At 40.9% G+C, this 26,398-nt stretch carries 26 protein-coding genes; 13 read left to right on the top strand and 13 right to left on the bottom strand.

Annotated elements, in window-relative coordinates; all coding sequences use genetic code 11:
- Positions 1-101: 101 nt before the first annotated feature.
- Positions 102-851 carry a hypothetical protein gene (locus HMPREF9009_RS10320; RefSeq protein WP_225739850.1) on the bottom strand — a complete coding sequence of 250 codons (750 nt, stop codon included), beginning with the start codon at positions 849-851 and terminating at the stop codon, positions 102-104.
- Positions 852-1,223: 372 nt separating this feature from the next.
- Positions 1,224-1,541, bottom strand: coding sequence for a hypothetical protein (locus HMPREF9009_RS10315; RefSeq protein ID WP_049702066.1), 318 nt, complete (start codon positions 1,539-1,541; stop codon positions 1,224-1,226).
- Between the two features lie 557 nt (positions 1,542-2,098).
- Here HMPREF9009_RS10315 and HMPREF9009_RS10305 point away from each other — a divergent pair.
- The 6 genes from HMPREF9009_RS10305 to HMPREF9009_RS10280 all read left to right on the top strand — a co-directional run bounded on the left by HMPREF9009_RS10305 (position 2,099) and on the right by HMPREF9009_RS10280 (position 5,081).
- The gene (locus HMPREF9009_RS10305) at positions 2,099-2,293 is read left to right on the top strand and encodes a DUF6597 domain-containing transcriptional factor (RefSeq protein ID WP_049702064.1); all 195 of its coding nucleotides are present in this window, start codon (positions 2,099-2,101) and stop codon (positions 2,291-2,293) included.
- A gap of 125 nt (positions 2,294-2,418) precedes the next feature.
- On the top strand, positions 2,419-3,045 hold the full coding sequence (locus HMPREF9009_RS10300; protein ID WP_004315354.1) for a Type 1 glutamine amidotransferase-like domain-containing protein: 627 nt from the start codon (positions 2,419-2,421) through the stop codon (positions 3,043-3,045).
- Complete coding sequence (locus tag HMPREF9009_RS10295) at positions 3,042-3,974, top strand: helix-turn-helix transcriptional regulator (protein WP_004315355.1); 933 nt, start codon at positions 3,042-3,044, stop codon at positions 3,972-3,974. The genes HMPREF9009_RS10300 and HMPREF9009_RS10295 overlap by 4 nt, the downstream gene beginning before the upstream one ends.
- A gap of 31 nt (positions 3,975-4,005) precedes the next feature.
- Positions 4,006-4,245, top strand: coding sequence for a hypothetical protein (locus tag HMPREF9009_RS10290; RefSeq protein ID WP_004315356.1), 240 nt, complete (start codon positions 4,006-4,008; stop codon positions 4,243-4,245).
- A complete protein-coding gene (locus HMPREF9009_RS10285; protein WP_049702063.1) occupies positions 4,199-4,618 on the top strand; it encodes an RteC domain-containing protein in 420 nt (139 codons plus the stop codon). Before HMPREF9009_RS10290 ends, HMPREF9009_RS10285 begins: the two co-directional genes overlap by 47 nt.
- A gap of 130 nt (positions 4,619-4,748) precedes the next feature.
- Positions 4,749-5,081, top strand: a complete 333-nt coding sequence (locus tag HMPREF9009_RS10280; protein WP_049702062.1) for a helix-turn-helix domain-containing protein — start codon at positions 4,749-4,751, stop codon at positions 5,079-5,081.
- A gap of 52 nt (positions 5,082-5,133) precedes the next feature.
- Here the strand turns inward: HMPREF9009_RS10280 and HMPREF9009_RS10275 are convergent, their stop codons facing one another.
- From HMPREF9009_RS10275 to HMPREF9009_RS10235, 9 genes are all read right to left on the bottom strand, one after another.
- Positions 5,134-5,853 carry a hypothetical protein gene (locus HMPREF9009_RS10275; RefSeq protein ID WP_004315359.1) on the bottom strand — a complete coding sequence of 240 codons (720 nt, stop codon included), beginning with the start codon at positions 5,851-5,853 and terminating at the stop codon, positions 5,134-5,136.
- Positions 5,854-5,857: 4 nt separating this feature from the next.
- The gene (locus HMPREF9009_RS10270) at positions 5,858-6,778 is read right to left on the bottom strand and encodes a relaxase/mobilization nuclease domain-containing protein (protein ID WP_049702061.1); all 921 of its coding nucleotides are present in this window, start codon (positions 6,776-6,778) and stop codon (positions 5,858-5,860) included.
- Positions 6,744-7,127 carry a MobC family plasmid mobilization relaxosome protein gene (locus HMPREF9009_RS10265; RefSeq protein WP_049702060.1) on the bottom strand — a complete coding sequence of 128 codons (384 nt, stop codon included), beginning with the start codon at positions 7,125-7,127 and terminating at the stop codon, positions 6,744-6,746. Before HMPREF9009_RS10265 ends, HMPREF9009_RS10270 begins: the two co-directional genes overlap by 35 nt.
- A 145-nt stretch (positions 7,128-7,272) precedes the next feature.
- On the bottom strand, positions 7,273-8,238 hold the full coding sequence (locus HMPREF9009_RS10260) for a toprim domain-containing protein (RefSeq protein WP_049702059.1): 966 nt from the start codon (positions 8,236-8,238) through the stop codon (positions 7,273-7,275).
- 164 nt (positions 8,239-8,402) lie between these two features.
- Positions 8,403-9,476, bottom strand: a complete 1,074-nt coding sequence (locus HMPREF9009_RS10255; RefSeq protein WP_049702058.1) for an AAA family ATPase — start codon at positions 9,474-9,476, stop codon at positions 8,403-8,405.
- A 5-nt stretch (positions 9,477-9,481) separates the two neighbouring features.
- The gene (locus HMPREF9009_RS10250) at positions 9,482-9,769 is read right to left on the bottom strand and encodes a helix-turn-helix domain-containing protein (protein WP_005802192.1); all 288 of its coding nucleotides are present in this window, start codon (positions 9,767-9,769) and stop codon (positions 9,482-9,484) included.
- 131 nt (positions 9,770-9,900) lie between these two features.
- Positions 9,901-10,824 carry a hypothetical protein gene (locus HMPREF9009_RS10245; protein ID WP_049702057.1) on the bottom strand — a complete coding sequence of 308 codons (924 nt, stop codon included), beginning with the start codon at positions 10,822-10,824 and terminating at the stop codon, positions 9,901-9,903.
- Between the two features lie 111 nt (positions 10,825-10,935).
- Positions 10,936-12,129: a site-specific integrase gene (locus tag HMPREF9009_RS10240; RefSeq protein WP_004315367.1), complete on the bottom strand. Its 1,194-nt coding sequence runs from the start codon at positions 12,127-12,129 to the stop codon at positions 10,936-10,938.
- A gap of 178 nt (positions 12,130-12,307) precedes the next feature.
- Positions 12,308-13,264 (bottom strand): bile acid:sodium symporter family protein, encoded by a 957-nt coding sequence (locus HMPREF9009_RS10235; RefSeq protein ID WP_083444173.1) that lies wholly within the window; start codon positions 13,262-13,264, stop codon positions 12,308-12,310.
- 81 nt (positions 13,265-13,345) lie between these two features.
- Here HMPREF9009_RS10235 and HMPREF9009_RS10230 point away from each other — a divergent pair, with 81 nt between their 5' ends.
- The 3 genes from HMPREF9009_RS10230 to dnaA all read left to right on the top strand — a co-directional run bounded on the left by HMPREF9009_RS10230 (position 13,346) and on the right by dnaA (position 17,272).
- The gene (locus tag HMPREF9009_RS10230) at positions 13,346-14,605 is read left to right on the top strand and encodes an N-acetylmuramoyl-L-alanine amidase family protein (RefSeq protein ID WP_049702339.1); all 1,260 of its coding nucleotides are present in this window, start codon (positions 13,346-13,348) and stop codon (positions 14,603-14,605) included.
- Between the two features lie 9 nt (positions 14,606-14,614).
- A complete protein-coding gene (locus tag HMPREF9009_RS10225) occupies positions 14,615-15,508 on the top strand; it encodes an MlaD family protein (RefSeq protein WP_004299349.1) in 894 nt (297 codons plus the stop codon).
- Positions 15,509-15,859: 351 nt separating this feature from the next.
- A complete protein-coding gene (gene dnaA, locus HMPREF9009_RS10220) occupies positions 15,860-17,272 on the top strand; it encodes a chromosomal replication initiator protein DnaA (protein ID WP_004299347.1) in 1,413 nt (470 codons plus the stop codon).
- A 96-nt stretch (positions 17,273-17,368) separates the two neighbouring features.
- Here dnaA and HMPREF9009_RS10215 read toward each other — a convergent pair whose 3' ends face one another.
- The gene (locus HMPREF9009_RS10215) at positions 17,369-18,112 is read right to left on the bottom strand and encodes an NADPH-dependent oxidoreductase (protein ID WP_004321972.1); all 744 of its coding nucleotides are present in this window, start codon (positions 18,110-18,112) and stop codon (positions 17,369-17,371) included.
- A 284-nt stretch (positions 18,113-18,396) separates the two neighbouring features.
- On the opposite strand from HMPREF9009_RS10215, the gene HMPREF9009_RS10210 reads away from it, so the two are divergent.
- The 4 genes from HMPREF9009_RS10210 to folB all read left to right on the top strand — a co-directional run bounded on the left by HMPREF9009_RS10210 (position 18,397) and on the right by folB (position 25,465).
- Positions 18,397-20,940, top strand: coding sequence for an adenosylcobalamin-dependent ribonucleoside-diphosphate reductase (locus HMPREF9009_RS10210; RefSeq protein ID WP_049702055.1), 2,544 nt, complete (start codon positions 18,397-18,399; stop codon positions 20,938-20,940).
- Positions 20,941-21,071: 131 nt separating this feature from the next.
- Positions 21,072-23,753: a 4-alpha-glucanotransferase gene (locus HMPREF9009_RS10205; protein WP_049702054.1), complete on the top strand. Its 2,682-nt coding sequence runs from the start codon at positions 21,072-21,074 to the stop codon at positions 23,751-23,753.
- Positions 23,754-24,054: 301 nt separating this feature from the next.
- Positions 24,055-25,107: an acyltransferase family protein gene (locus HMPREF9009_RS10200; RefSeq protein WP_049702053.1), complete on the top strand. Its 1,053-nt coding sequence runs from the start codon at positions 24,055-24,057 to the stop codon at positions 25,105-25,107.
- Positions 25,091-25,465 carry a dihydroneopterin aldolase gene (folB, locus tag HMPREF9009_RS10195; protein ID WP_008024999.1) on the top strand — a complete coding sequence of 125 codons (375 nt, stop codon included), beginning with the start codon at positions 25,091-25,093 and terminating at the stop codon, positions 25,463-25,465. Before HMPREF9009_RS10200 ends, folB begins: the two co-directional genes overlap by 17 nt.
- 408 nt (positions 25,466-25,873) lie before the next feature.
- Here folB and HMPREF9009_RS10190 read toward each other — a convergent pair whose 3' ends face one another.
- Complete coding sequence (locus HMPREF9009_RS10190; protein ID WP_004306620.1) at positions 25,874-26,398, bottom strand: methylglyoxal synthase; 525 nt, start codon at positions 26,396-26,398, stop codon at positions 25,874-25,876.

Below are 26,398 nucleotides of genomic sequence, written 5' to 3'. Positions count from 1 at the left end.
TTCTTTTTTTTAGTATGCACTAACAATGTTACTATGATTTCTGGAATCTTACCGCTTGCTATGTGGGTGTGTTTGTGTGCATATTGTTCAATTTTAAGTTTTTATTCTTCGTAATAAGTAAAAATACGCTCGACATAAGGTTTTAATATACGACCGAGCCCCGTGCCAAAATCAACATAATCTTTGAAATTCTTTGTTTCAATCCAGTTGCCATTCGCATCACAGCCGTAGTCTTGGAAGTCTTTGTAGAGTATTTCAAATCCTGGCCGCTCGTCAATCGGCCGTCCTTGTTCATCGTATTTCTCTTGCACGATACTATTACGAACAACGGTTTTCAGTTTACCGTTCGGATAATATTCACGTTTACACCAGAACTCTAACTCTTTATTACCTTCATCGCCAATCCTATATTTTTTCACAACGCGGTTACTGTCACTGTATTCATAGATGAAATGCGTTTCCGGCCTATCACGACTCAACAAATCATACACTTGGGTCTGCGCCAACAAGCCATTTGTATCATACTCATAGACTGTTTTTCCCGATAATTCCCCTATATTATAATATTCCCTCTTCGCTACCAACAAATCATGTTCGTTATAATCATATTCGGTCATAGCCGGTTTGTCAATCGTGCCGTCAATCTGTTTGGTTCGGATAAGATTTCCCCTGTCGTCATAAGTATTTATCTCCCCATGGGAATCACTATACACAATTTCCAGCAGTTTCCCGTCAGTATTATACTTACTGACAATCGTACTGTTAGTTTTCGGAAAGCTAAGTGTAGATGTATGTCCCCAAGTCTCATAGGTATAATCGGTCTTTCGGATAATATTTTGTACTCGTTGCATTGAGCAAGATTGCCGTCGATATTGAAATGAAAATGGTAGTGATGTATTCCGTCCTCTTCCCATTTCTCGCCTTTTTTGAATTTCGTCGAAAAGAAAGACGATGTATTTTCCGGACGATAATAATAGATATCCAACGTTTTGACTTTTCCGTTCAACCCCATCCTGCTTTTGTCGTTATTGACAGAATCTATTGTCGGGGGAATGTATTTCAAAGGAGATTGTCGGCAACCTGCAAATATCGATATAATCAAACTTCCTAAAATAACAACGACTACAACGGCTTTATTTTTCATGTTTTCTTTGTGTGTTACAATGTTTCGACGCAAAGATAACAAAACAGAACCAGTTCTAAAATATAACTGACGTAAAAGATTACTTTCGTGTTATTATAATATCATCAAAGCAGAGTTCCAATGACTGATTATCGGGTTTGTACTCCGTCCAATCTTTCGGATCGCCACTTTCGTTGTCTACCATTAAATGATAATAAGAGAAGCCAGAGTTTGGATCAGGCAATCTATGAATCTTATAGCTCCCTACAGTTGCCAACTCATTATCTTCAACGACTTTCAGCCAGCCTAAAGCCTTGTCTATCTGTTGAAGATGAGATAACTTATCCTGCTCGCCTTGTTTTAAAGCGTCAACTGTTTTTGTTCTTTCGTTTTGTAATAACTCTATTATATCTTTCATGCTTTCCACTCTGTTAGTATTGAATTAAATTCTGATTTATATCCATTACGATTCTTTGGCTTGATTTTTCAATTCATTTTTCCTCTTTTTCCACAACTGCCACGAATTGATAATATTCTGCCACATATTATACATACAGCATAATATAACTCTGATTATCAAAGCAAAAGCCCACCTATTACTAATAGTGGGTAACAAAATAGTAACAAAAAAACGAAGAAATCGCTTTGCGGTGGGCTTCATGTGCAAAGGTAACAAAAGCTCTCTAACCATAAAAGCAAAACTGGCGAAAAGAAGAATACTGTTTTTCTTTTCGCCAGCATATATAATTTGCTGTCAATAGAAATTAGTTTAGTCCGTTTTGGATATATAGACAAAAACACAAACTAAACTTGTGTTTATAATAACTTTTTCAACTTATCTATGACATATCTTCCAATGCAGAGAACTTTGAATGATTTAGGCAACAGATATTTGGATGTTTTAATTAGAATGTCCCTTTTTTACACCTAATATCTATCTAAGAAATCTTACTTTTGTTTGATAATTAAAACAGAATGGAGAAAATTCAAGTAATACAACCTACCAAATTGCTCGCTCCTTATATAAAGCAATATTGGTTTTTAAGGATAGATGATGTAAAGCAAGGCTTTCAACGTTCTATCCCGGCAGGTTGTGTAGCACTTGTTTTTCATAAAGGGAACAAAATTATTTCTTCTTTTCATAAGGGAACGCAGCCACATTACAAATAGGGTAAATTTCAATAATGGATTGTTTTGATGAAAAAAACTCTTCAATATTTAGACTTACTGACATAGGGCTGTCATAGAAGACGCTATCTTTGTATCAAAAAGTATTCAACTTAATATTATAGAATATGAAAAGATTATTTTTATGCTCATCATTTGCTGATGTTGCTAATCTATTTGTCGATTGTGCCAAAGAAGATTTGCAAGGGAAAATTATAGCTTTTATACCAACTGCAAGCCTTACAGAACCAATACGATTCTATGTAAAAAAGGGGAAAAAGGCTTTAGAAGAAGCAGGAATGATTGTTGAAGAAGTCGAGATTACCCAACTGCCCAAAGAGGAAATATCTTCTATATTACATAAATGCGATTATATCTACATAACAGGTGGAAATACATTTTTCCTTTTGCAAGAGTTAAAAAGAAAAGGTGTTGATAAAATTATATCTAAACAAGTGAAATTGGGTAAACTGTATATTGGGGAATCTGCCGGAGCAATAATAGCCTCTCCCGATGCAGAATATATGAGAAGTGTGAATTTTGATCCAATAGAAAAGGCTCCTGAATTGAAAGACTGTACTTCTTTAGATTTGGTCGATTTTTATACGATTCCCCATTATGGAAATTTTCCATTCAAGAAAAAAGGTGAAAAGATAGTTCAACTATATAATGAGAAGTTGCAGCTTATTCCTATAAGTAATAAACAAGCTGTTATTATTGAAGATTCAAATATTCAAATTAAAGATGCAAAATGAATAGAATAGACCGTATTTCTGCTATATTGATTCAGTTACAATCGCACTCGTTAGTGAAAGCACAGCAAATTTCAGAACGTTTTAATATAAGCATTCGCACTGTATATCGAGATATAAGAACATTGGAAGAGGCAGGCATTCCTATCATAGGAAATCCCGGTATTGGTTATTCACTTGCAGAAGGATTCAAATTATCTCCTCTAATGTTTACTCAAAAAGAGGCTTTGTCCTTTTTGATTGCAGAGAAATTAGTACATGAACTAACTGATTCAAATAGCAACGAACATTATAAGTCTGGAATAGAAAAGATTAGGTCTGTCATGCGTTTTGCAGACAAAAATATGTTAGAAACAATGGAAAAGTGCATGTCTGTATTGGATACTTATAAATCATCTACCTATAAACCTGATATTCTTTTACTTATTTTACAAAGTATATACCAAAAAAGAATTATTGAAATATCTTATTTGGGAAGTAATGCGTTAAGTGTTTCAGAACGAAAGATTGAAGCTGTTGGAATTTTCTTTTCGAGAACTAACTGGTATCTAATAGGCTTTTATCTTCCCAAAGAAATCTATCTTACATTTCGGATAGATAGAATTCAAAAAATGCACATTCTTAATGAATTACAATCACGGGAGCATCCTCCTTTGGAAAAATTCATACGCGAGTTTTATGATAAAGAAAAATTACATGAAATCGTTATAAGAATAGAAAAGAATAAAACCTCCATAATGAATGATGATAAATATTATTACGGATTAACATCTGAGAAAGAGATAGGGGATATGTTTGAACTTCATTTTCTAACATTTTCAATCAGTAAGTTTGCACATTGGTATCTGTCTTTTGCAGATAGTGCAACTATAATAAGACCAGATTCTTTAAAATATGAAGTTAAAAATATTATCAATAACATTTCTATTTGATTGCTGTCAAATAGTATTTTTAATCGACTCAATGAAAAAAATATTCGACCAAAGATTTTTCCGCTTATTGTCGGAATGCTCACAACGTAAAGTGTCTGCATCTGAATTTGCAGAAGCTATCGAAGAATTGGCGACCCATGTAGCCAATTTTAGTATCAATGAGCAGGATTACAACGTTTTACTACGTTATTTTTCCTTTGGTTTGCACCGTCTTAAATCGTATCGTGTACGGTTTGAGCAAGAAAAAAATGCCCCATCTGCATCTAATTGATGAAGCGATAGGACTTTTGAACACTGAAATACGCCTTATCGAGTGGCGCATCAAATACCCGGAACAGCTACAGCAACGTATCAACAAACAGCCCCTTTCCCCTCTCTATCTCGCAGACAAGACAACCCTTATCAACATCATGGAAATGGTAAGCGGTCTGTTCCTCTCCAAAAACATCGTGTATCAGAACGGCAAGCCCGCCTACTTGGTGGACTTGGTGAAAGCCTTTGAATGGCTGTTCAACATCAAGATAGGCGACTGTTACCAAAAACATGAGGACGTGATAAAACGAAAGCCGGGCAAACTGACCGGGTTTCTTAATGGATTGGTAGAACTTATCAAAAAGGAACATGACAAGAAAGGATATAGATAATCTGTGACTTATGATTTATTTATAGGGGATTCCATTAGTTCCCCCGTAATTTCTTTGCGCCTATTTTCTGAACTTTGCTTCATCAATTGATTGACAGACAAGAATGTATAATCAGAAAAATGAAGCAATCATGTATATAGACAATGACGATTTCAGCGTATGGATGCAGAAGCTGTACGCCAAGCTGGAAGAACTCTGCAAGGATGTACGGGTACTACGCAATGCGGACAAGGTACTACCCGAAGATGACAACCTATTGGATAATCAAGACTTGTGTTTATTATTCAAAGTAAGTATCAAAACTCTGCAACGCTACCGGGCTATCGGTGCGCTGCCTTACTTCACTATCAGCGGAAAAGTGTATTACAAGGCTTCCGATATCCGGGAGTTTATTAAAGAACGGTTCAGCGTCACCACGCTACGCCAGTTCGAGAAAGAACACTGTACGAAGAAAAAGAAGTGAATCTGAAAAGCCGGAACGGTGAATGTACTTCATCTGTTCCGACTTTCCCCGTTTATGGCTTACCCAACTTATCGGCTTCTTTCTTTAGCTGTTCGGCTTGCTCATTCAACAGCCTTGCACGTTCCAGTGCTTCCGCCTGCTTTTGGATGCGATATTCAAAATCCATCACTGAATCGGTCAAACTTCGGATAAAACCGTTATCCCGTTGCCACTTGAACTTGTTTTCCAGCATATCAAAAGTTTCCCCGTCTGCCTGTCCTTGCATCAGCAAATAGCGGTATTTCATATCGTTGTCCTGCAACTGCTGCATACGTTCAGCCAAACGGACATTCAAGAATATGGAAACGGAACAGACGACCAGCACTGCCGAAAAAACAAACAATCCCGGACGAATCCAAGAAGCGACCTTGTTGTAAATCCGTTGATAGAACGGTAAGGGCGTAGCTTCCTCTTTATCCGTCTTGCAAGAGCCCAAAGTATCAATCATTACCTTGAAACAACGGTAGGTTTCCAATGTTATTTTCTTGGTGTCCTCTATGTTCTTCTGCTGACCTTGCATCCTGCTCCTTATGTCGTCAAGTTGGCTTTGAATAACCCGCAACTTTTCTTCGGGAACAGCCGAATTACTGTGCAGTTCCGACAACGCTTGTTCGATTGCTCCCAGCCGTTCGAGAGTTTCCTCCCGACTGGCTGGCGTTGCCTGTGCTTCCTGCTTCTCTTTCAGTTCCGTAACCATAGAGAGAAGCCCCTCTAAAATCAAATTATCTTCCATGTCTTTACTGTTTAAGTTGTTTTTTCTTTTTCTTCTTCTTTCTCAAATTAAAATTAGGTTCTTCATCCACTGGGGGAGAAGAAGCAGAAAACAGACCGAGTGAACCTGTTATCAACGGACTGTCAGCCTTGTCCGGTGCAGGTGCTTGTTCCCGAACGGGTGCGAAAGTTGTTTGCCGTTGGCTTTCGGCAACATTCATTCCTGCATCCCCGAAACATTTATCCAGTTTGGAAAAACTGAAACTGCGGTCTATCTCCGACCCCTTGAACGTGTATTCGCCTTTGGAAAAGGATATGCCCTGTATCTCGTCAGTCTGTCCCTTTCGTTTGAACTGGATAGTGATACCCTTTTCCGCTAACCTGTGCTGCAACTGCTGCCAGTTACGGGATTTGCCGATTTCATTTTTCACAGCCGTGTAAATCTCGTATTTTGATTTGTCCGGCTCTTTCAATCGGTGCTGCTTCACCTGCTCTTTTCCCTCGGCGAAATAAAGCCCGTGTTTGGCTTTCAGCTTCTTGCATACCTGTTCGTTACGATACATGTCGTTCCTGTCCGAAATGGTCTTGCCGTTATTGTCTATGCGGTTGAACACGATATGCACATGTGGGTGTTCCCGGTCTTGATGGCGCACGATGATATACTGCGTATCGGTGATTTTCATTTCACGCATATACTCCTGCGCAAGCTGTACCATCTTCCCATCTGTCAATTTGGGCGCATCCACTGCCGAATAACTCAACGCAATATGTCCGACAGGCTTTTTCAAGTCGGGATTCATCCCGGTCTGCATACAGAAGCTGTGGATTATATCTCCCCGGCTTTCAGTCAGAACCCCGTCCGCATGAAGCAAAACCGCCTGCTCCTTGCCAAGCACATAGTTCACACAGCCCTTAAACCCGCTTCCCTTTTTTATTTTTCCAATCATCTGACAAATGGTTTATGATTTCAATAATCCGGTTTTTGAGCTTCACCAGTTCCACCGCCACCAGTGCGAAACCTCCGGCATTCGCCCGGTGCGCCAACTGGTTGATGTTGTTGGCTTCCCCTGCCAGTTTGCGGATGGTGTCCGCATCCTGCCTGTTCAGCCGGGGTATGACCTCTACCGAAACAACCGCCTGCCTTACATACTCACTGACACGTAACCCAGCTTCCCCGGCTCGCTTTCTGATGGCGTAATACTGCAACTCGGTCAGTTTCGTACTGACAACCCGTTGCTGCTTCTCTATCCGTTTCTTTGCCGGACGTCCCCCCGGCTTATCCTTTATATTCGTCATAGGTTTTTACATTTAAATGGTATCTTAAAAATTGCGACCAACGGGAGAAATTTTCTTTGCGGTGAGCAAAGCAAGGTAGTTTCGGTTTACCGAAACATAACCTTGCTCTCCAAATAAACCGCCAGCCGTTGGTAGTCCTGCCGGATTAAATGCCCCTGCCTCTCTTTTGTCTTGGGGCGGCACGTTGTCCGGTTTCCTGCTTCGTTTCCTGCACTTGGCTGGCTGCGTTTTTCTGTTCCTGCTTCCTGCCGCACAGATAATCGTTCAAGTCCGAATATCCCCTATAATTGTGCGAGAAGTCACGCACACGGTAGGGGTATTCCAATTCGATAGCCCGTGTCGCTTCATATCCAGCCTTGTCATTGTCAAGCATACAGTGGATGCGTTCATACGGGTACAGCACGTCAATGGCTTTCGACACATTGGCGGTAGAGTTAAGAATGGCATAATCCTGCCTGTCAAGGTCGGGTATGGTCGGACAGTTCCTCATGCGGAGCGTAAGGAAAGAGAGGTAGTCCATGAAACCCTCGAACACCAAACACTTCTCCCTCGGCTCTCCCTGCTGCCGTATATGGGTGATGTCTTTCGGGGCGATGCAGCCTTTGAAAAAGGAATTGCGAACCTCGTAACCTCCTGCCATGTTCGGGAAACCGATAGCAAAGAACGGTCTGCCATTATTGGTAAAATGGAGTTCCTTACATTCTCTTTTTGCCAGTTCGACATTGATACCCCGTCCCTGCAAGTAACGGAGCAATGCCGGATGGGTAAGGTCACGGACTTCCAAATGCTGGAAGCTCGGTTCTGTCCTACGCTGGGGAAAAGAAAAACTGACCGGACGGACGTGCGGTGTCTGTTCCGCTATCCGGTTTAAAAGGTATGGCAGGCTGTCGGAACAATAGAGTTCCTTTGCCAGTGCGATGATGTTACCGCCCTTGCCTGCGCCAAAGTCATACCAAAGGTTGCGGTCAGTGTTCACCTTGAAAGACGGTTCGTGTTCCTCCCTTAACGGTGATTTGTACCATAAACCGTTACCCTGCTGCTTGACAGGAGAGTAACCTAAACTGTGCAGATAGTCTGCGATGGGTATTTGTTTCACATCTTCGATGTTCATAACATTTTCTTTTTTGGGGATAAAAAAAATAGTTGAAAAGTGCGCCAGTCCTGTTTAGTCCGTTATATATACACCCGTACCATACTAAACCTGCCTGTTCCGATACAGGGAAATAGTAAGTCCGTTCCTCTTGTATATACACCCGGACTAAACCAAACTGACTTTTAATAATGGAAATCGGGATTATAGCGGTAGCCCTTGCCCTCTTTCACAATCATGCGCTTGTTCACAAGAAACTTGTTAAGCGACACAAGAACATTGCGTCCACGCTCGTAACCGATACTCGCATAACCCTGTTTCAATGCCGCTATGACATTGGAATAGCCTTGTACCACCTGCTTGCCGAAACCGTTCTCCAACGCTTCCCGGTGTTGCCGTTCAGTCAGTTCCGCAAGCGAAAAGTTCCTGTCCTGCTTAGGTTGTTGGAATACATAATCATCCACGATTTCGGGTAAAGCGTTGTCATTGATACGGAATGCGAACGGGTCAAATTCCCGGTCACGTATGTGCATCGCCTTTACCTCGCTTATGTTGCCGTCCTGCTGGCTTTTCGTGATTTGCAGGACGGTTTCAGCCTTGTTGTTCAGTTCCGTACCGATATGCCCCCTTGTGTTGTCATCCCCCTTATTCAAATGCAGTACAGTGTGGATATGCAGGTTATATCCGCTTGACCAGCGCATCAAGAGGTTGATTAGGTCGGTTGATTCGCTGGGGCTGTTGATGTCATACATCAAGTCACGGATTCCGTCAATGATGAGCAACCCCACATCGGGCATATTTTCAAGCATATAGCCGATAATCTGTTTCCGCTTGTCGGGGGTCTGCTCCCTTAGCACGATGAAAACAAAATCGTCCCTGTCCTTGTCGGTAGGCAGTCCGGCAAGTCGCAAAATACGCTCCATGACCTTATGGCAATGGTATTTGCTCTGCTCGGTATCTACATAGAGGATTTTCCGCTTGTTCGGTGGCAGATATGCCGAATACTTCAGTACCTCGTCATTCTTCAACGCTGCCGCAACGATGGCGGAAATGTTGAATGTCTTTTTGCTCTTGGCTTTTCCTGTGGATGCGCTGAAATTACCCAGCGTGCCAATGGTAGAGCCGTTCACCCAGAGTATTTCGGGCGGCACTTCGTAAGTGTCCGTCACCTTTAGATGGATGGTTTTCCAAAGGGCTGCAAAATCCTCTTTCTGCATGGTGACATCCTGCCCGGCTTCTGTCGCTTTTCTATTTTCCATAGCCGCTATTTCTTTAAGGGACGGTTAAGGATATATTTCTGCGCTTCCTGCTCTATCTGCGCCTGCGTCTTCACCGGGTTCTGACGCAACCACGCTTCTAATTCCGCTTTCTCAAAATAAAGCATTTTGCCCTGCGGCTTGTAATGGGGTATCAAGTTACCCGAAGTCAGCTTGTACAGGTAACTTTTTGAAAGGTTCAAGAACTTGCTCGCTTCATCAAAACTAAGCACATTCTTTGAAAGGAACACTAAATTTTCGAGTTCTGCAACTCGCTTCTCAATACTTGTTTCCATATAACAAAAGTATTTGCGTTAGACAATATGGAGTGCATGCCCTCCAGTTTCTTGTAATCGATTACGGGGGCAAAAGTATTGAGGAATAGCTTGATAGTGGATTAAGCTATGTTTGAGGTATTAACCTATTCTTAAAGTTTTTTCAGTTGTTTGATATAATTGCTGATGGTTACATAATCTTTTTCATGTTCCACCCCTTTTACATAATTGGCGGCTGTGGCTAAATCACCTTGATTCAGATATTTATCTTTCTTTATATTCTTCGTAACAAACAACTTATTCTTTGCTATAACAGATTGCCAGTTAGGTGTTATCAAACCACGATTGCTTAATTCCGAAAAAAGAAAAGCTACCTGCCTGTTGTTATTAGACCTAAATATAACTTTTGGCTTACAGGAAAGTATTGCTTTCAAATCTTCAAAAGTCATAGGAGCATTGAAAATTTCCACTTCATTGATACAATCCACCAACAATGCTATTTGTCTGTCGTTTAAAATAGACTTAAACGGATTTTCTGTTTCAGCAATATGGGAGATAATTTTAGGCTCTTGGCATTTATCTTGAATTGGTTGCGGCTCTTTCTGTTGTGGCTGCATTTCCGCTTGCACCTTACTTTCTTTCTTTTTTCGCAAGTACGCAGAATATTTTTCCAATACAACAGTTTTAACTATTACAGAAAAATAAGGCAGTTCTTCATCATAAACCGTATTATCTTGCTCATACCGGGAATAATCAAATGAAAGAGGATTAAACGACATGTATTTTCTTTTCTCATCGGATTTCAAGGATTCATAAAAACCGCTTTCCCAAAAGAAATCAGATACAGAATAAAAATATTGAATATCATTCAACACAGAATAACGAATATATAACTGCACCAACTCATCAGTGGTACGAACATATTCTTGCTGTTCCAGTTTATCAGCCTGTTCTGCGTCGAAATATAAGGACTTAGAGGCAATATTATCTATCATAACTTGGCTGGCATGATTGATACAGCGATTGAATATACCTTGTATATGGTCGAATTTTATTTTCAGTTCTTCTTCTGTCATAATAATCTATGTTTCAGTTAGTAGAAACAAAGATATATTTTTCCGGCTAAACAAAGACAAAAAAAGAAAGAAAGTACGGTAACTGTGATATAACCATACTTTCTTTTTAAATCAGTCCGTCAAATTCGGTATCAAACTTATAGCTTCTTCTTTTTTCTTATCGACAATCTTCGCATAAATTTGAGTTGTGGCAATATTTTTATGTCCTAACAATTTGCTAACTGTGTACAAGTCAGCCCCCAATGTAAGCATCATGGTAGCATGGGTATGCCGGGCAACATGAAACGAGATATGCTTAATAATCCCTGCGTCTTTCGCCCATTTTTGAAGTATTTTATTTATAGTTCCCTCATGCGTCAAAGGAAAAATCAAATCATCGCCTTTTGCTTCATTTTGTTGCGGCAACCACTTTAACGCTTCATCGGATATAGGCAGATAAAGCGGTTCTTTTGTTTTCTGCATCTTTATTTCAATTCTTATTCTTTCACCGCTTTTCTGCAAATCGTTCCACTTCAATTTTCTTATATCGCTTACACGCAGCCCACACAAACAACTGAAAAGAAAGGCTTGTTTCATTATCTCATACTTGCACTCTGTCCCGATAAGCCGCTTCAATTCCTCTATTGTCAAATACTCCCTGCGGCTGACTTCCGCTTTTACCTTACTGGCAAAATCAAACTCTTTCGTTGGATTGACCGTAATAATCCCCTCTTTATAGGCTCTATTTATAGCGGTACGCAGCACCCCATAGTAAGCAATAACGGAATTATTACTTAATACACCCCCAGCCTTTAACAAACCAAACTTGCTTGCTTTCTTCGCTTGTTTCAAGAAATCCACAAAGCTATTTAAGAAGTCCTTATCTATATCACGAAAAGCTATGTAATCCCCTCTGAACAACTTTAGTTCACGGATGGTATTACCAACAGTCTTTTCATAGTTCAAGCTGCCACGTTCTTTAGATTGGCTTCTCATGTTCATTAAATAATCAATCACATTCGCTTTTGACTTGTTGGTGTTCTGAAAACCGTGTGCATCATTTTGTAACTCCACTATCCTCTTACTCTGAATCGCTTTTGCAAGAGCCAATGTAGCTTCGTTCTTCGCCTTATCCTCCCTCGTTTTTTCGGGTATAAGGTACAACTTCAAAAATTCATATTGCCGTTTACCGCCAACATAATTTTCTTTTCTAATAACATCACCTGTATAATAGTCCAAATAAATAGACTGGTTGCCATTGGCAAGCTGCTTGAATCTAATCCTTACAGGTTCTTTCAATTTAACTTCTTGTTTTTTCTTCGCCATAATTATGTTCTTATTTTGTTACCGATACAAATATAGCGATTTGTTTTGTTACTCCAATGAATACGGGTAACAAAATAGTAACAAAATAAAGGCATTTATTAGACTAAACAAGAAAACAAGGAAAATAAAGGAAATTACACTCAATAAACATAAAATACTAAATACCAATATCTTATATTTAATATTTTATCTCATTTTTTCTCTTTTTCCACAACTGACAGCTGTTGATGATGTTCTGCCACAACACATACGAACCGGGAGCCACAGAAGACAATGGATTCAAATAAGTATGTGCCATCCAAATAGCCAGAATCGTATTCTTTTGTCCCAACGCCTGCCCGCCACTGATACGGTCATTATAAATTGAGCCGATTGTCTTCCCCAAAAAGAACTGCAAACAGCAGGTAATCAGTGCTCCGACAGCAATCATGATTTCCGTAAAACCATCCGCTGGGTCATTGAGCAAGGAATACAATGTCTGCGCTGTTACGATAGCTAAAGACACAGCCCACAAATAAAAAGCAAGTTCATGATAGCCCAATAACTTCTGATGCACTTTTGGCAAACACTTACTCAACAACCAGGCAGCCAAAAAAGGACAAATCAACAACGGAAATACCTTACCTAAAATAACAAGAAACGCCTCCCAAAAAGTGACATCAGGATGCACCTCCACCAAAGGAAAAAGAATAGGCACAGCAATAGCCGCACCGATATTTGCTATCAATGTATAAGTAGTCAGACTGGCTGCACTCCCACCCAACTTGGAAGTAATCACCGCAGCGGCCGTAGCCGTAGGACAAATAATACAAACCATCACTCCCTCTGCTACTATTTTATCAAAGCGATAAAGCAACAAATAAGCAGCCAACGCTCCGCCAATCTGAATCAATAACAACCACAAATGGAGAGGTTTAGGCTTCAAATCACGAGGAGATACCTTACAGAAGGTCAATAGCAACATCGTAAAAATAAGATAGGGAGTCAGAAAAGAAAGGCTGATAAACAGCGGATAACCTATAGCACCTACCAGCATAGCAATAGGTAACGTCCAATTCTTCAAAAACTTAAGCATCGTCGTACATTTTAACTTCGAAGCACAAAGTAACGGAGATTTCAGGAAAAAAGCTACCATTAAACCGAAAAAAACACAAAACTTAATGGCAAATAATGAGTTTTCTACAAATTTCTACTACATTTGCACCGTATTATAGATATGAAACTGAATAGACCGTACATATTATACATATTCATTTGCCTCTGGCTACTTTTTCTACCCTCATGTACTAACCACTTATGGGGGAAGGATTTTGTAGTAGTTATTGACGCAGGACATGGCGGACATGATCCGGGCGCCATCGGCAAAATCTCGAAAGAGAAAAATATCAATCTGAACGTTGCCCTGAAAGTGGGAAATCTGATTAAAAGGAATTGCGACGACGTCAAAGTGATTTACACTCGTAGCAAAGATGTATTCATCCCTTTAGACCGACGCGCAGAAATTGCCAACAACGCGAAGGCTGACCTCTTTATTTCCATTCACACCAACGCACTGGCTAACAATCGTACCGCAAAAGGTGCTTCAACCTGGACACTGGGTTTGGCCAAATCAGACGCAAATCTGGAAGTTGCCAAGCGAGAGAACTCCGTAATCCTCTACGAAAGTGACTACAAAACAAGATATGCCGGTTTCAACCCGAACTCTGCCGAGTCATATATTATATTTGAATTCATGCAAGATAAATATATGGAGCAGAGTGTACACCTAGCTTCGCTGATGCAAAAACAATTTCGCCAAACTTGTAGAAGGGCAGACCGTGGAGTGCATCAAGCCGGATTCCTTGTCTTAAAAGCGAGTGCCATGCCGAGCATTCTGATAGAACTAGGATTTATTTCTACGCCCGAAGAGGAGCGCTATCTGAATTCTGAAGAAGGGGCCGGCACCATGGCAAAAGGCATCTACCGTGCTTTCTTAAATTATAAGAGAGAACATGAACTGCGCCTAACGGGAGTCAGCAGAACGATCGTCCCAACCGAACAGGAAGAAGACAATGCCCCGGCAATTGCCCAAAAGGATACCGAAAGCGTGAACACAGCTCCCCAACAGGAAAAGCTATTGGCCGAAGCAAAAACAAAACCTGCCGCGACAGCCAAAACAGCACCGAAACTCCCAATTGTAGTAGAGAGTGCAACCAATGACAGTGAAATTACGTTTAAGATACAGATACTTACTTCTTCCAAACCTCTCGCCAAAAACGACAAACGGCTGAAAGGACTGAAAGAGGTAGATTATTATAAGGAAGGGGGAATATACAAATACACGTATGGAGCTTCCTCCGATTATAACAAGGTGTTGCGTACGAAGCGCACCATTACGGCACAATTCAAAGACGCCTTTATCATCGCTTTCCGGAACGGCGAGAAAATGAACGTCAATGAAGCGATTGCCGAATTCAAAAAAAGAAGAAATAAATAAAAAGATAAAATGAAGTACATTACAAAAGAAGTCAGAATAGGTATTGCAGGTATCGTTGCACTATGTGTGCTTATATACGGAATTAACTGGCTGAAAGGTATACACATGTTTCAACCTTCCAGCTATTTCTATGCCAAATTTGAAAATGTAAACGGACTCACCAAATCAAGCCCGGTATTTGCCGACGGTGTTCGTGTAGGTATCGTACGTGACATCTATTATGATTATGCCAAACCCGGAAATGTAATTGTCGAAGTGGAACTGGACACGGAACTGCGGATTCCCAAAGGAAGTAGTGCCGAGCTTGTATCCGAACTTATGGGAGGCGTACGCATGAATATTCTTCTGGCAAACAACCCGCGCGAAAAATATGCCGTAGGAGATACGATCCCCGGCACACTGAACAACGGAATGATGGAAAGCGCGGCGAAACTGATCCCAAAGGTAGAAGAAATGCTTCCGAAACTGGATTCTATCCTCATCTCTCTGAACAATATATTAGGAGACAAGAGCATCCCTGCCACCCTGCACTCGATAGAGAAGACAACCGCCAACCTGGCAGTAGTCAGTTCGCAGGTAAAAGGGCTGATGAGTAATGACATACCTCAACTCACCAGCAAGCTGAACACCATCGGAGACAACTTCGTTGTCATCAGCGGAAATTTGAAAGAAGTAGACTATGCAGCCACTTTCAAAAAAATAGACGAAACGCTGGCTAACGTAAAAATACTTACAGAAAAATTAAACAGCAAAGATAACACTATCGGACTGCTCTTCAACGACCCGACTTTATACAATAATCTGAATGCAACAACTGAAAATGCAGCCAGCTTATTAGAAGACCTGAAAGAGCATCCGAAACGGTACGTTCACTTCTCATTATTCGGCAAGAAAGACAAGTAGCAAATTATCGTTATATAGATTTTATCTAAATAACGAAGGGCTTTCAAAAGAAAGTAGATTGCTCTTCAAATGTCTATCTACAAACCGAAATAATATTCCCGTACAAACGTACAAAAGTGAGAAAAAAGGCTAAAATTATATATATAAGACATTAACATACAGATACTTACAAAAATGCAAGAGAGGGTAAACAGAGTGTGTCCGACAACAAACGCATAAGTCATTGAAAGTAAACACATTATTGTTAGCATGAAAAAAACAAGAAAAAATAGATTTGTTTTTTCCGAATAAGATTCCCAATTTTGCAAACGTAGAAGTTTTGCTTAATTAATAAATGTATTAAAAGTTACTATGATTGAATCAAATCATGTCGTACTTTGGAACCGCTGTCTCGACGTTATTAAAGACAATGTTCCCGAGACGACATATAATACTTGGTTTGCCCCTATTGTTCCGTTGAAATATGAGGACAAAACGTTGATCTTACAGATCCCGAGCCAGTTTTTCTATGAAATACTGGAAGAGAGATTCGTAGATCTTATACGTAAGACATTATATAAGGTCATTGGCGAAGGAACCAAGTTGATGTACAATGTCATGGTGGACAAGACTTCGATTCCGAATCAAACCGTGAATCTCGAAGCAAGCAATCGTTCTACGGCTGTTACTCCCAAAAGCATAATCGGAGGAAACAAAGCTCCCAGCTTCCTACAGGCTCCTGCCGTTCAGGATTTGGACCCGCATTTGAATCCCAATTATAATTTTGAGAACTTCATTGAAGGATACAGCAATAAACTTTCAAGAAGTGTGGCGGAAGCCGTAGCGCAAAAACCGGGAGGGACTGCTTTCAATCCGTTATTCCTTTATGGAGCATCCGGAGTAGGAAAGACGCACCTGGCAAACGCAATAGGCACGAAAATCAAAGAAATTTATCCAGAGAAAAGAGTATTGTACGTTTCGGCACATTTGTTCCAGGTACAATATACGGATTCTGTACGCAATAACACGACCAACGACTTTATTAACTTTTACCAGACGATCGATGTATTAATCATTGATGATATTCAGGAGTTTGCCGGTGTCACCAAGACGCAGAACAACTTCTTCCATATCTTCAATCATTTACACCAGAACGGCAAACAGCTTATATTAACTTCAGACCGTGCTCCTGTATTGTTGCAAGGTATTGAAGAACGCCTCCTGACCCGTTTCAAATGGGGTATGGTAGCCGAGCTTGAAAAGCCGACGGTAGAACTTCGCAAAAACATTCTACGCAACAAGATACACCGCGACGGATTACAATTCCCTCCGGAAGTGATCGATTATATTGCCGAAAATGTGAATGAAAGTGTACGCGATCTGGAAGGTATCGTCATTGCTATCATGGCTCGTTCCACTATTTTCAACAAAGAAATAGATTTGGATTTGGCACAACACATTGTACATGGCGTGGTTCATAACGAAACAAAAGCGGTTACCATCGATGATATCCTCAAAGTGGTATGCAAACATTTTGATCTGGAACCGTCTGCCATACATACAAAATCCAGAAAAAGGGAAGTCGTTCAAGCACGACAGATTGCCATGTATCTAGCTAAAAACCACACAGACTTTTCAACTTCTAAGATAGGTAAGTTTATCGGTAACAAAGACCATGCAACGGTACTTCACGCCTGCAAAACCGTAAAAGGACAATTGGAGGTGGACAAAAGCTTTAGTGCAGAAGTACAGGAAATAGAATCGTTACTGAAAAAGAGAAACTGAAATCAAGTATCAAGTATTAAGTATTACCGTTGCTATACAATATCGCATGATAAAGTCCATCCGCATGGATAATACTTAATACTTGATACTTAATACTTATTTCAAGAATCCTTGCTGACGAAGTACTTTCAATAGATTTTCGGACATAAATTCGTTATCTTTCTTTGTGTAACGCACGTCTGTAAAGACTTGAGCCAATGTTTCTTTTTTATTTTCTTCGATAAACTGCTTGTTTTCCGGCAATGATTCTTTGTAGGCATAGAGTTTATCTATTCCTTCCGGTGTATAGTCGTGATATTTTTCATCGTGCACGGCAGCTTCCAAAGGCAAACGGTCTACTTGTGCGGGAATACCGTCCGGATAGCCTACCGTTATTGTGGTGAGAGGGAATACCAGTTCGGGGAGTTGGAGGGTATCAATAATCATTTGAGGATTATAAGTGGTAGTTCCTAAATAACAAATGCCGAGTCCTGCTTCTTCCGCCAGCGTACAAAAAGTCTGCGCAACAAGCAAAGTATCCATAGACGCATTCATAAAAGACATTAAATTATCGTAGCCCGGCACTGCTTTCCGCTGTTCACACCATTTGCTGAAACGACGGAAATCAGCACAAAAAGTCAATACGACCGGAGCATTTTTTACCATCGGCTGATTGAAATGAGCAGGCGAAAGTTTCTCCTTCATTTCCGCATCGCGAGTCACAATCACACTATAAAGTTGCATCCCACCCATCGTAGAAGCACGGAAAGAGGTTTCAAGCAAATCATTTAACAAACTCGGATTTATATCTTTAGGCAGATATTTCCGGATAGTTCTTCTGTTCTTTACGGTTTCAAACATATCTTTTTTTTGCAAAGATATAAAAAGAAAAAAATAATCCACCACACTAGCAGAATAGAATAGTTTTCTTTTTGGAGAACTTTAACCTTTGAACAAAATTCAATTCTAACTGTTTATCAAATACTTAGCATAAACAAATGGAAAACTTGCAACCTGTTAATAAATTAATTCATTTTTATTTTGATAGATGAAAAAACATTCTTAGCTTTGCGCCTACATTTGTTAACGATAAGTAAACTTCTACATATTACTTATTAAAAACGAGATTTAACACAAATTGAATCGTGGAAAAACAGATTTATTCTTACGACGAAGCCTATGAAGAATCTTTACGATATTTTCAAGGCGACGAGCTTGCTGCAAGGGTTTGGGTAAACAAATACGCAGTAAAGGATTCTTTCGGTAATATCTATGAAAAATCCCCGGAAGACATGCATTGGAGAATTGCAAATGAAGTGGCACGCGTAGAATCGAAGTATCCGAATGCGTTGACAGCAAAAGAACTGTATGATTTACTGGATCACTTCAAGTACATCGTCCCCCAAGGTAGCCCGATGACAGGAATCGGTAACGACTACCAGGTTGCTTCACTATCCAACTGCTTCGTTATCGGAGTGGATGGTGCAGCCGACTCTTATGGCGCTATCATCAAAATCGACGAAGAACAGGTACAACTAATGAAAAGACGCGGTGGTGTAGGTCATGACTTATCACACATCCGTCCGAAAGGTTCTCCCGTTAAAAACTCGGCGTTGACTTCTACCGGTCTTGTTCCGTTCATGGAACGATATTCGAATTCCACTCGTGAAGTAGCTCAAGACGGACGTCGCGGTGCATTGATGTTGAGCGTATCTATCAAGCATCCGGATTCGGAAGCATTCATTGATGCCAAGATGACCGAAGGCAAAGTGACCGGAGCAAACGTTTCTGTCAAGTTGGACGACGCTTTCATGCAGGCTGCCGTAGACGAAAAGCCGTATGTACAGCAATATCCTATCGACTCTGCCCAACCTACATTCACCAAGGAAATCGACGCTTCTACCTTGTGGAAGAAAATCGTTCACAATGCATGGAAATCGGCAGAACCGGGCGTTTTGTTCTGGGATACGATTATCCGTGAATCTGTGCCTGATTGCTATGCAGACCTGGGTTACAGAACGGTATCTACCAACCCATGCGGAGAAATTCCTCTATGTCCTTACGATTCTTGCCGCTTATTGGCTATCAATCTATATTCTTATGTGGTAAATCCGTTCAAACCGGATGCTTATTTTGATTTCGACCTGTTCCAAAAACACGTGGCTCTCGCTCAACGGATCATGGACGATATTATCGACCTCGAACTAGAGAAGATCGAACGTATCATGACCAAGATTGACGAAGATCCGGAAAACGAAGAAGTGAAACATGCGGAACGTGCACTTTGGGAGAAAATCTACAAGAAGAGCGGACAAGGTCGTCGTACTGGCGTAGGTATCACTGCAGAAGGTGATATGCTTGCTGCTTTAGGATTGCGCTACGGAACGGAAGAAGCAACGGAATTCTCTGAAAAAGTACACAAGACAGTAGCTCTCGGCGCCTATCGTTCTTCAGTGGAAATGGCCAAAGAACGCGGTGCCTTCGAAATATATAATAGCGAACGTGAACAGAACAATCCGTTCATCCAACGCCTGGCAGCAGCTGATCCGAAACTGTATGAGGACATGAAGAAATATGGTCGCCGCAACATTGCCTGCCTGACGATTGCTCCAACCGGAACGACCAGTTTGATGACGCAGACCACTTCGGGTATCGAGCCTGTATTCCTGCCTGTTTACAAACGTAGAAGAAAGGTGAACCCGAACGATACGAATGTGCATGTAGACTTTGTAGACGAAACAGGGGACGCATTTGAAGAATACATCGTATTCCATCATAAATTTGTTACTTGGATGGAAGCTAACGGATACGACCCGGTCAGACGTTACACCCAGGAAGAGATTGACGAACTGGTTGCCAAATCTCCTTATTACAAAGCGACTTCTAACGATGTCGACTGGTTGATGAAGGTGAAGATGCAGGGAAGAATCCAGAAATGGGTAGACCACTCTATCAGCGTAACCATCAATCTGCCGAACGATGTGGACGAAGATTTAGTAAACCGCCTGTATGTAGAGGCATGGAAATCCGGCTGTAAAGGTTGTACCGTATATCGTGACGGTTCACGCTCCGGAGTGCTGATCTCTACGAAATCGGATAAAGACAAGAAAGAAGGACTTCCTCCTTGCAAACCGCCTACGGTTGTAGAGGTACGTCCGAGAATATTGGAAGCAGACGTTGTCCGTTTCCAGAACAACAAGGAAAAATGGGTAGCTTTTGTCGGATTATTGGACGGACACCCTTATGAAATATTCACTGGTTTGCAAGATGACGACGAAGGTATCTTGCTGCCTAAGAGCGTAACTTGCGGACGTATCATCAAAAATGTGGATGAAGACGGTACCAAACGTTACGACTTCCAATTCGAGAACAAACGCGGATATAAGACGACCATTGAAGGATTGTCAGAGAAGTTCAACAAGGAATACTGGAACTATGCAAAATTGATTTCCGGCGTGCTTCGCTACCGGATGCCGATTGAACAGGTTATCAAACTGGTTGGCTCTCTGCAATTGAACAGTGAAAGTATCAACACTTGGAAAAACGGTGTAGAACGTGCATTGAAGAAGTATATTCAGGATGGAACGGAAGCCAAAGGTAAGAAGTGCCCGAACTGTGGCAACGAGACATTGGTTTATCAGGAAGGCTGTCTGATTTGTACTACTTGCGGCGCTTCCAGATGTGGATAATAGTCCTACGTATGTTAATTAATATATAAACAAAAGATTAAAAGGAGTCCGGTGCGGCTCCTTTTATTTTTTATTCAAAAAAATGTCTTATACTTGCAGTGTCTTACATATACAATCAAAATCTAATATATATGATTCTATCATTTAATATTGAATACCGCACCAATTGGGGAGAAGAAGTAAGGATTTCCGGCTTATTTCCGGAATCAATTCCTTTACACACCACCGATGGTATCTATTGGACGGCAGAACTTGAGCTTGAAGTCCCTCAAGAAGGGATGACTATCAATTATAGCTATCAGATAGAGCAAAACGGAATAGTTATCCGCAAGGAATGGGACAGTTTTTCGAGATCTATTTTCTTATCAGGCAGCTCCAGGAAGATATACAGAATCAATGATTGCTGGAAAAATATTCCGGAACAACTATATCTTTATAGTTCTGCTTTTACAGAAGCCTTACTGGCACATCCTGAAAAAGAGAATATCCCGCAAAGATATAAGAAGGGACTGGTTATCAAGGCCTACGCCCCACGTATCAATAAAGATTATTGCCTGGCAATTTGTGGCAACCAGAAATCATTAGGTCACTGGGACCCGGAGAAAGCGGTATTGATGAGTGATACCAATTTCCCAGAATGGCAGATAGAGCTGGACGCCAGCAAACTAAAATATCCGCTGGAATATAAATTCATCCTCTACAACAAACAGGAAAAAAAAGCAGACTGCTGGGAGAAAAACCCTAACCGCTATCTGGCAGACCCGGAACTGAAGACCAACGAAACGCTCGTGATTGCCGACCGATATGTTTATTTCGACATTCCCGCATGGAAAGGGGCAGGAATCGCTATACCCGTATTTTCTTTAAAATCAGAGAAAAGTTTCGGAGTAGGTGATTTCGGCGACTTGAAACGTATGGTAGACTGGGCAGTAAATACTCGCCAGAAAGTTATTCAGATTTTACCGGTCAACGACACCACCATGACTCATGCATGGACGGACTCTTATCCTTATAACAGCATTTCTATTTATGCTTTCCATCCGATGTATGCGGATATCAGGCAAATGGGAACTCTGAAAGATAAAGAAGCGGCATCGAAATTCAGCAAGAAACAAAAGGAACTGAACAGCCTCCCTGCTATTGACTACGAAGCGGTCAACCAAACTAAATGGGAGTTTTTCAACTTACTGTTCCGACAGGAAGGAGAAAAGGTATTGGCTTCCAAAGGTTTCAAAGATTTCTTTGAAACGAACAAGGAATGGCTGCAACCTTATGCAGTCTTTAGTTATCTGCGCGATGCCTACAAAACGCCCAATTTCCGCCAATGGCCGCGACACTCTGTTTACCAAGCGGAAGATATAGAAAAAATGTGCCAACCGGGAACAGCAGATTATCCTCACATCTCGTTGTATTATTATATCCAGTATCATTTGCATCTGCAATTATTGTCTGCAACCGAATATGCCCGCCAACACGGTGTCGTATTAAAGGGGGATATTCCGATTGGCATCAGCCGCAACAGCGTGGAAGCCTGGACAGAACCCCATTACTTCAATCTCGACGGACAAGCGGGTGCTCCGCCCGATGATTTCTCGATCAACGGGCAAAACTGGGGATTCCCCACATACAACTGGGATGTCATGGAAAAAGACGGATACCGCTGGTGGATGAAGCGTTTTCAGAAAATGGCGGAATACTTCGATGCTTACCGGATCGATCATATCCTCGGTTTCTTCCGTATTTGGGAAATACCAATGCACGCTGTACACGGATTGTTAGGTCAGTTTGATCCTTCTTTACCGATGAGCCGGGAAGAAATCGAAAGTTATGGTCTAACGTTCCGGGATGAATATCTGCTACCATTCATCCATGAATCTTTCCTCGGACAGTTGTTCGGACCGCATACCCATTTAGTCAAACAGGACTTTCTTCAATTGGTTGATGACTCCGGACTTTATCGGATGAAACCGGGATTCGAAACACAACGGGAGGTAGAACAATTCTTTATCGGTAGAAATGATGAAGATAGTGTCTGGATTCGGGAAGGGCTTTATTCATTAATCAGCAACGTCTTATTTGTTGCGGATAAGAAAGAGGAAGGTAAATACCACCCGCGCATCGGTGTGCAACGGGATTTCGTATTCCGGTCGCTGAACGAAGAAGAGAAAAATGCGTTTAACAGACTATACGACCAGTATTATTATCACCGGCACAACGAGTTCTGGTATCAACAGGCTATGAAGAAGTTACCTCAACTGACACAATCAACCCGCATGTTGGTTTGTGGAGAAGATTTGGGGATGATTCCTGCTTGTGTGTCATCGGTGATGAATGATCTCCGGATTCTTAGTCTGGAAATTCAGCGAATGCCTAAGAATCCGATGCATGAATTCGGGCATTTAAATGAGTATCCGTACCGGTCTGTCTGCACAATCTCCACTCACGATATGTCTACGTTGCGTGGCTGGTGGGAAGAAGATTATCAACAGACCCAACGTTACTATAATGCAACGTTAGGACATTACGGAGTTGCACCGACAACTGCCACTCCGGAGTTGTGCGAGGAAATCGTACGCAACCATCTCAACAGTAATTCCATTCTCTGTATCTTGTCTTTCCAGGATTGGTTATCGATAGACGGGAAATGGAGAAATCCGAATGTGGCGGAAGAGCGAATTAATGTTCCATCCAATCCACGCAATTACTGGAGATACCGAATGCATCTCACTCTGGAACAGTTGATGAAAGCAAAAACACTTAATGATAAGATTGGTGAACTGATTAAATACACAGGAAGAGATCCGAATAAATAGAATAAAAGATACAAGTAACTTTCAAAAAGGATATTTTCCGGACACTACCGACGCGGATAACACTAGATTAAGAACACTAAAATCTATGTGATCCGCGTCATTCGTTTTTCAAGGATATATTGATAACAGAGGTAAAATAAGGAGTTTCAAAACATAGTCAACCGTTTTTTTCGCAATAATATCATTACTATATATCATACTTTTTCGCTTTTCGCATCATTCGTTTATTTTTTCAATGTTCCTCTTTTTATTCCGATTTATAAAGTATCTTTGCGCCGAAAAAGAGAAATTAAAAGAGATAATGGAAGGCAACCAGAGCAGACGTATTGATTTTGTGGACTTAACCAAAGGAGTCTGCATTATCCTTGTGGTAATGGCACACGTTGGAGGGGCCTTCGAACAACTGGATACGAATTCGATGTTATCCTGTTTCCGCATGCCGCTTTACTTCTTTATCTCGGGAGTGTTTTTCAAATCATACGAAGGCCTGCTCGGATTCATCCTGCGAAAAATAAACAAATTGATTATTCCTTTTCTTTTCTTCTATCTAAGTGCATTTCTAATGAAATACATTGTTTGGAAGATTGCTCCGGGGGTATTTCAACTGCCTGTGTCGTGGAATGAACTCTTGGTTGTATTTCATGGACACGACCTTATCAAGTTCAATCCACCGATCTGGTTTCTACTCGCATTATTCAATTGCAACATCCTGTTTTATCTAATTCACTTTCTGCGCGAAAAGCATCTGCCTGTCATGTTCGCTGTGACAATCCTGATTGGTTGCGCAGGATTTTATCTCGGAAAATTACAGATAGAGTTACCCCTGTATATAGATGTTTCCATGACTGCCCTCCCCTTCTATGTGGCCGGTTTCTGGATCCGACGGTATAATTTCTTTCTATATCCCAGCCATCGTTTCGACAAACTGATACCGGTTTTTATTGTATTGGCACTGGTGGTAATGTACTTTACCGCTACCACATTGGGTATGCGTACCAACAATTATACGGGAAATATTTTTCAAGTATATATCGCTGCGTTTGCAGGAATATTTATGATTATGTTACTTTGCAAAAAAGTGAAAAAGATAAAGGTTGTTTCTTACTTGGGACGATATTCAATCATCACCTTGAGTATTCATGGACCGATACTTCATTTTTTAGGTCCATTAGTCAGCCGTTATATTCACAATAGTTGGGCACAGGCAAGCGCACTTCTGCTTATAACATTAAGCATCTGCCTTCTGCTCACACCCGTCTTTCTTAAAGTGATTCCACAAATGGTTGCACAGAAAGACCTGTTAAAAGTCAAACAAGATCACACTAAAAAGACAGTATATGAAGATAAACAGTAGCTATATCCTTTTGAAGGAAATTCGTTGTTACGCCTATCATGGAGTCGCACCGCAAGAAAATCTGATTGGAAATGAATATCTCATTGACCTGAAACTGAAAGTGGATATCAGCAAAGCTGCCCGGACAGATGAAGTTACCGACACCGTCAACTATGCCGAAGTACATCAGGTGATAAAAAATGAAATGGCTATTCCGTCAAAGTTACTGGAGCATGTCAGCGGACGGATTATACAAAAACTCTTTGACCAATTCCCTTGCATTGAGAAAATAGAACTCCGGCTTTCCAAACGGAATCCGCCAATGGGAGCAGATATAGAATCAGCAGGCATTGAACTGCAATGTAGCAGAGATGAATGATATATTGCTCTATAAATGATATGACGTAAACTAGCAGAATACAGATTAAAATCACTTGCAAGAACTCCCCTTGCCATTATTTCGGAACAATTGGGAATTGTTGTTAGCATACACAATATGCAAACGCAAACTTCCTAATTGAAGTAGAAAAGATAGTGACGGTATATGCTTGTGATAGTGACGCTATCGTTGTCATATACCGTCACTATCCTTACTGGATAGCGTCACTATTTTATAAAGGGAACTCACCAACAACTTTTCTCAATTGATCCATTATTTCCAGTTAAGTATAAACAGGGGATAATTGCCTTATAAACAACGCAGATAATACAATTTTAATCTGTATTATCTGCATTATCTTATTAAATAATAGGCAATCCGCTTCTATTATTTACACTCCGAACCAACTTATTTTCTCTTCTTTTTTCTTCGATTTACCGATTCGACAGCTTCCGTCACCACAGGTTTATCCTGGAAACGTTTCGTATAACTGGAATAGTCCGGATGAATGCGTTCGTAATCAGGATCCATAAATAACGGACTGGAAATTATATGGTCCGCCGTAGAACGGTTACAACAGAAAACAATATTTTCTACACCGGCCAAACGGGTTAATGCTTTTACATCCGTATCGTGCGGTTGCAATGTCATGGGATCCGTGAAGAAAAAGAGATAATCAATCTGCCCATCCACAATACGTGATCCCATCTGTTGATCACCACCTAACGGACCTGATTTTAAAATCGTAAAATCCCACTCTTCATCAGGATGTTTCTCCTTCAATGCTTCCAATATCAAAGTACCCGTAGTACCTGTACAATAGAATTTATTACCCATCAACAGTTCCGAGTTCCACAGTACCCATTCGATGAGGTCTTTTTTCATTGCATCATGCGCTACCAGCCCGATGCCTCTTCTAACCTTTGATTCCAT

Origin of the sequence: Bacteroides sp. 3_1_13, assembly GCF_001185845.1 — a bacterium.
Lineage (GTDB): Bacteria > Bacteroidota > Bacteroidia > Bacteroidales > Bacteroidaceae > Bacteroides > Bacteroides xylanisolvens.
This window is presented reverse-complemented; position numbering and strand designations above follow the sequence as displayed.

Bases quoted from the DNA above. Each gene is read 5' to 3' on its own strand.
- HMPREF9009_RS10205 (WP_049702054.1), top strand. From the start codon at position 21,072: ATGATTCTATCATTTAATATTGAATACCGCACCAATTGGGGAGAAGAA.
- HMPREF9009_RS10265 (WP_049702060.1), bottom strand. From the start codon at position 7,127: ATGACGAATATAAAGGATAAGCCGGGGGGACGTCCGGCAAAGAAACGG.
- HMPREF9009_RS10215 (WP_004321972.1), bottom strand. From the start codon at position 18,112: ATGTTTGAAACCGTAAAGAACAGAAGAACTATCCGGAAATATCTGCCT.
- HMPREF9009_RS10275 (WP_004315359.1), bottom strand. From the start codon at position 5,853: ATGGAAGATAATTTGATTTTAGAGGGGCTTCTCTCTATGGTTACGGAA.
- HMPREF9009_RS10250 (WP_005802192.1), bottom strand. From the start codon at position 9,769: ATGGAAACAAGTATTGAGAAGCGAGTTGCAGAACTCGAAAATTTAGTG.
- HMPREF9009_RS10270 (WP_049702061.1), bottom strand. From the start codon at position 6,778: ATGATTGGAAAAATAAAAAAGGGAAGCGGGTTTAAGGGCTGTGTGAAC.
- HMPREF9009_RS10320 (WP_225739850.1), bottom strand. From the start codon at position 851: ATGCAACGAGTACAAAATATTATCCGAAAGACCGATTATACCTATGAG.
- HMPREF9009_RS10200 (WP_049702053.1), top strand. From the start codon at position 24,055: ATGGAAGGCAACCAGAGCAGACGTATTGATTTTGTGGACTTAACCAAA.
- folB (WP_008024999.1), top strand. From the start codon at position 25,091: ATGAAGATAAACAGTAGCTATATCCTTTTGAAGGAAATTCGTTGTTAC.
- HMPREF9009_RS10255 (WP_049702058.1), bottom strand. From the start codon at position 9,476: ATGGAAAATAGAAAAGCGACAGAAGCCGGGCAGGATGTCACCATGCAG.
- HMPREF9009_RS10295 (WP_004315355.1), top strand. From the start codon at position 3,042: ATGAATAGAATAGACCGTATTTCTGCTATATTGATTCAGTTACAATCG.
- HMPREF9009_RS10315 (WP_049702066.1), bottom strand. From the start codon at position 1,541: ATGAAAGATATAATAGAGTTATTACAAAACGAAAGAACAAAAACAGTT.
- HMPREF9009_RS10230 (WP_049702339.1), top strand. From the start codon at position 13,346: ATGAAACTGAATAGACCGTACATATTATACATATTCATTTGCCTCTGG.
- HMPREF9009_RS10245 (WP_049702057.1), bottom strand. From the start codon at position 10,824: ATGACAGAAGAAGAACTGAAAATAAAATTCGACCATATACAAGGTATA.
- HMPREF9009_RS10300 (WP_004315354.1), top strand. From the start codon at position 2,419: ATGAAAAGATTATTTTTATGCTCATCATTTGCTGATGTTGCTAATCTA.
- HMPREF9009_RS10305 (WP_049702064.1), top strand. From the start codon at position 2,099: ATGGAGAAAATTCAAGTAATACAACCTACCAAATTGCTCGCTCCTTAT.
- HMPREF9009_RS10290 (WP_004315356.1), top strand. From the start codon at position 4,006: ATGAAAAAAATATTCGACCAAAGATTTTTCCGCTTATTGTCGGAATGC.
- HMPREF9009_RS10225 (WP_004299349.1), top strand. From the start codon at position 14,615: ATGAAGTACATTACAAAAGAAGTCAGAATAGGTATTGCAGGTATCGTT.
- HMPREF9009_RS10280 (WP_049702062.1), top strand. From the start codon at position 4,749: ATGTATATAGACAATGACGATTTCAGCGTATGGATGCAGAAGCTGTAC.
- dnaA (WP_004299347.1), top strand. From the start codon at position 15,860: ATGATTGAATCAAATCATGTCGTACTTTGGAACCGCTGTCTCGACGTT.
- HMPREF9009_RS10260 (WP_049702059.1), bottom strand. From the start codon at position 8,238: ATGAACATCGAAGATGTGAAACAAATACCCATCGCAGACTATCTGCAC.
- HMPREF9009_RS10190 (WP_004306620.1), bottom strand. From the start codon at position 26,398: ATGGAATCAAAGGTTAGAAGAGGCATCGGGCTGGTAGCGCATGATGCA.
- HMPREF9009_RS10235 (WP_083444173.1), bottom strand. From the start codon at position 13,264: ATGGTAGCTTTTTTCCTGAAATCTCCGTTACTTTGTGCTTCGAAGTTA.
- HMPREF9009_RS10240 (WP_004315367.1), bottom strand. From the start codon at position 12,129: ATGGCGAAGAAAAAACAAGAAGTTAAATTGAAAGAACCTGTAAGGATT.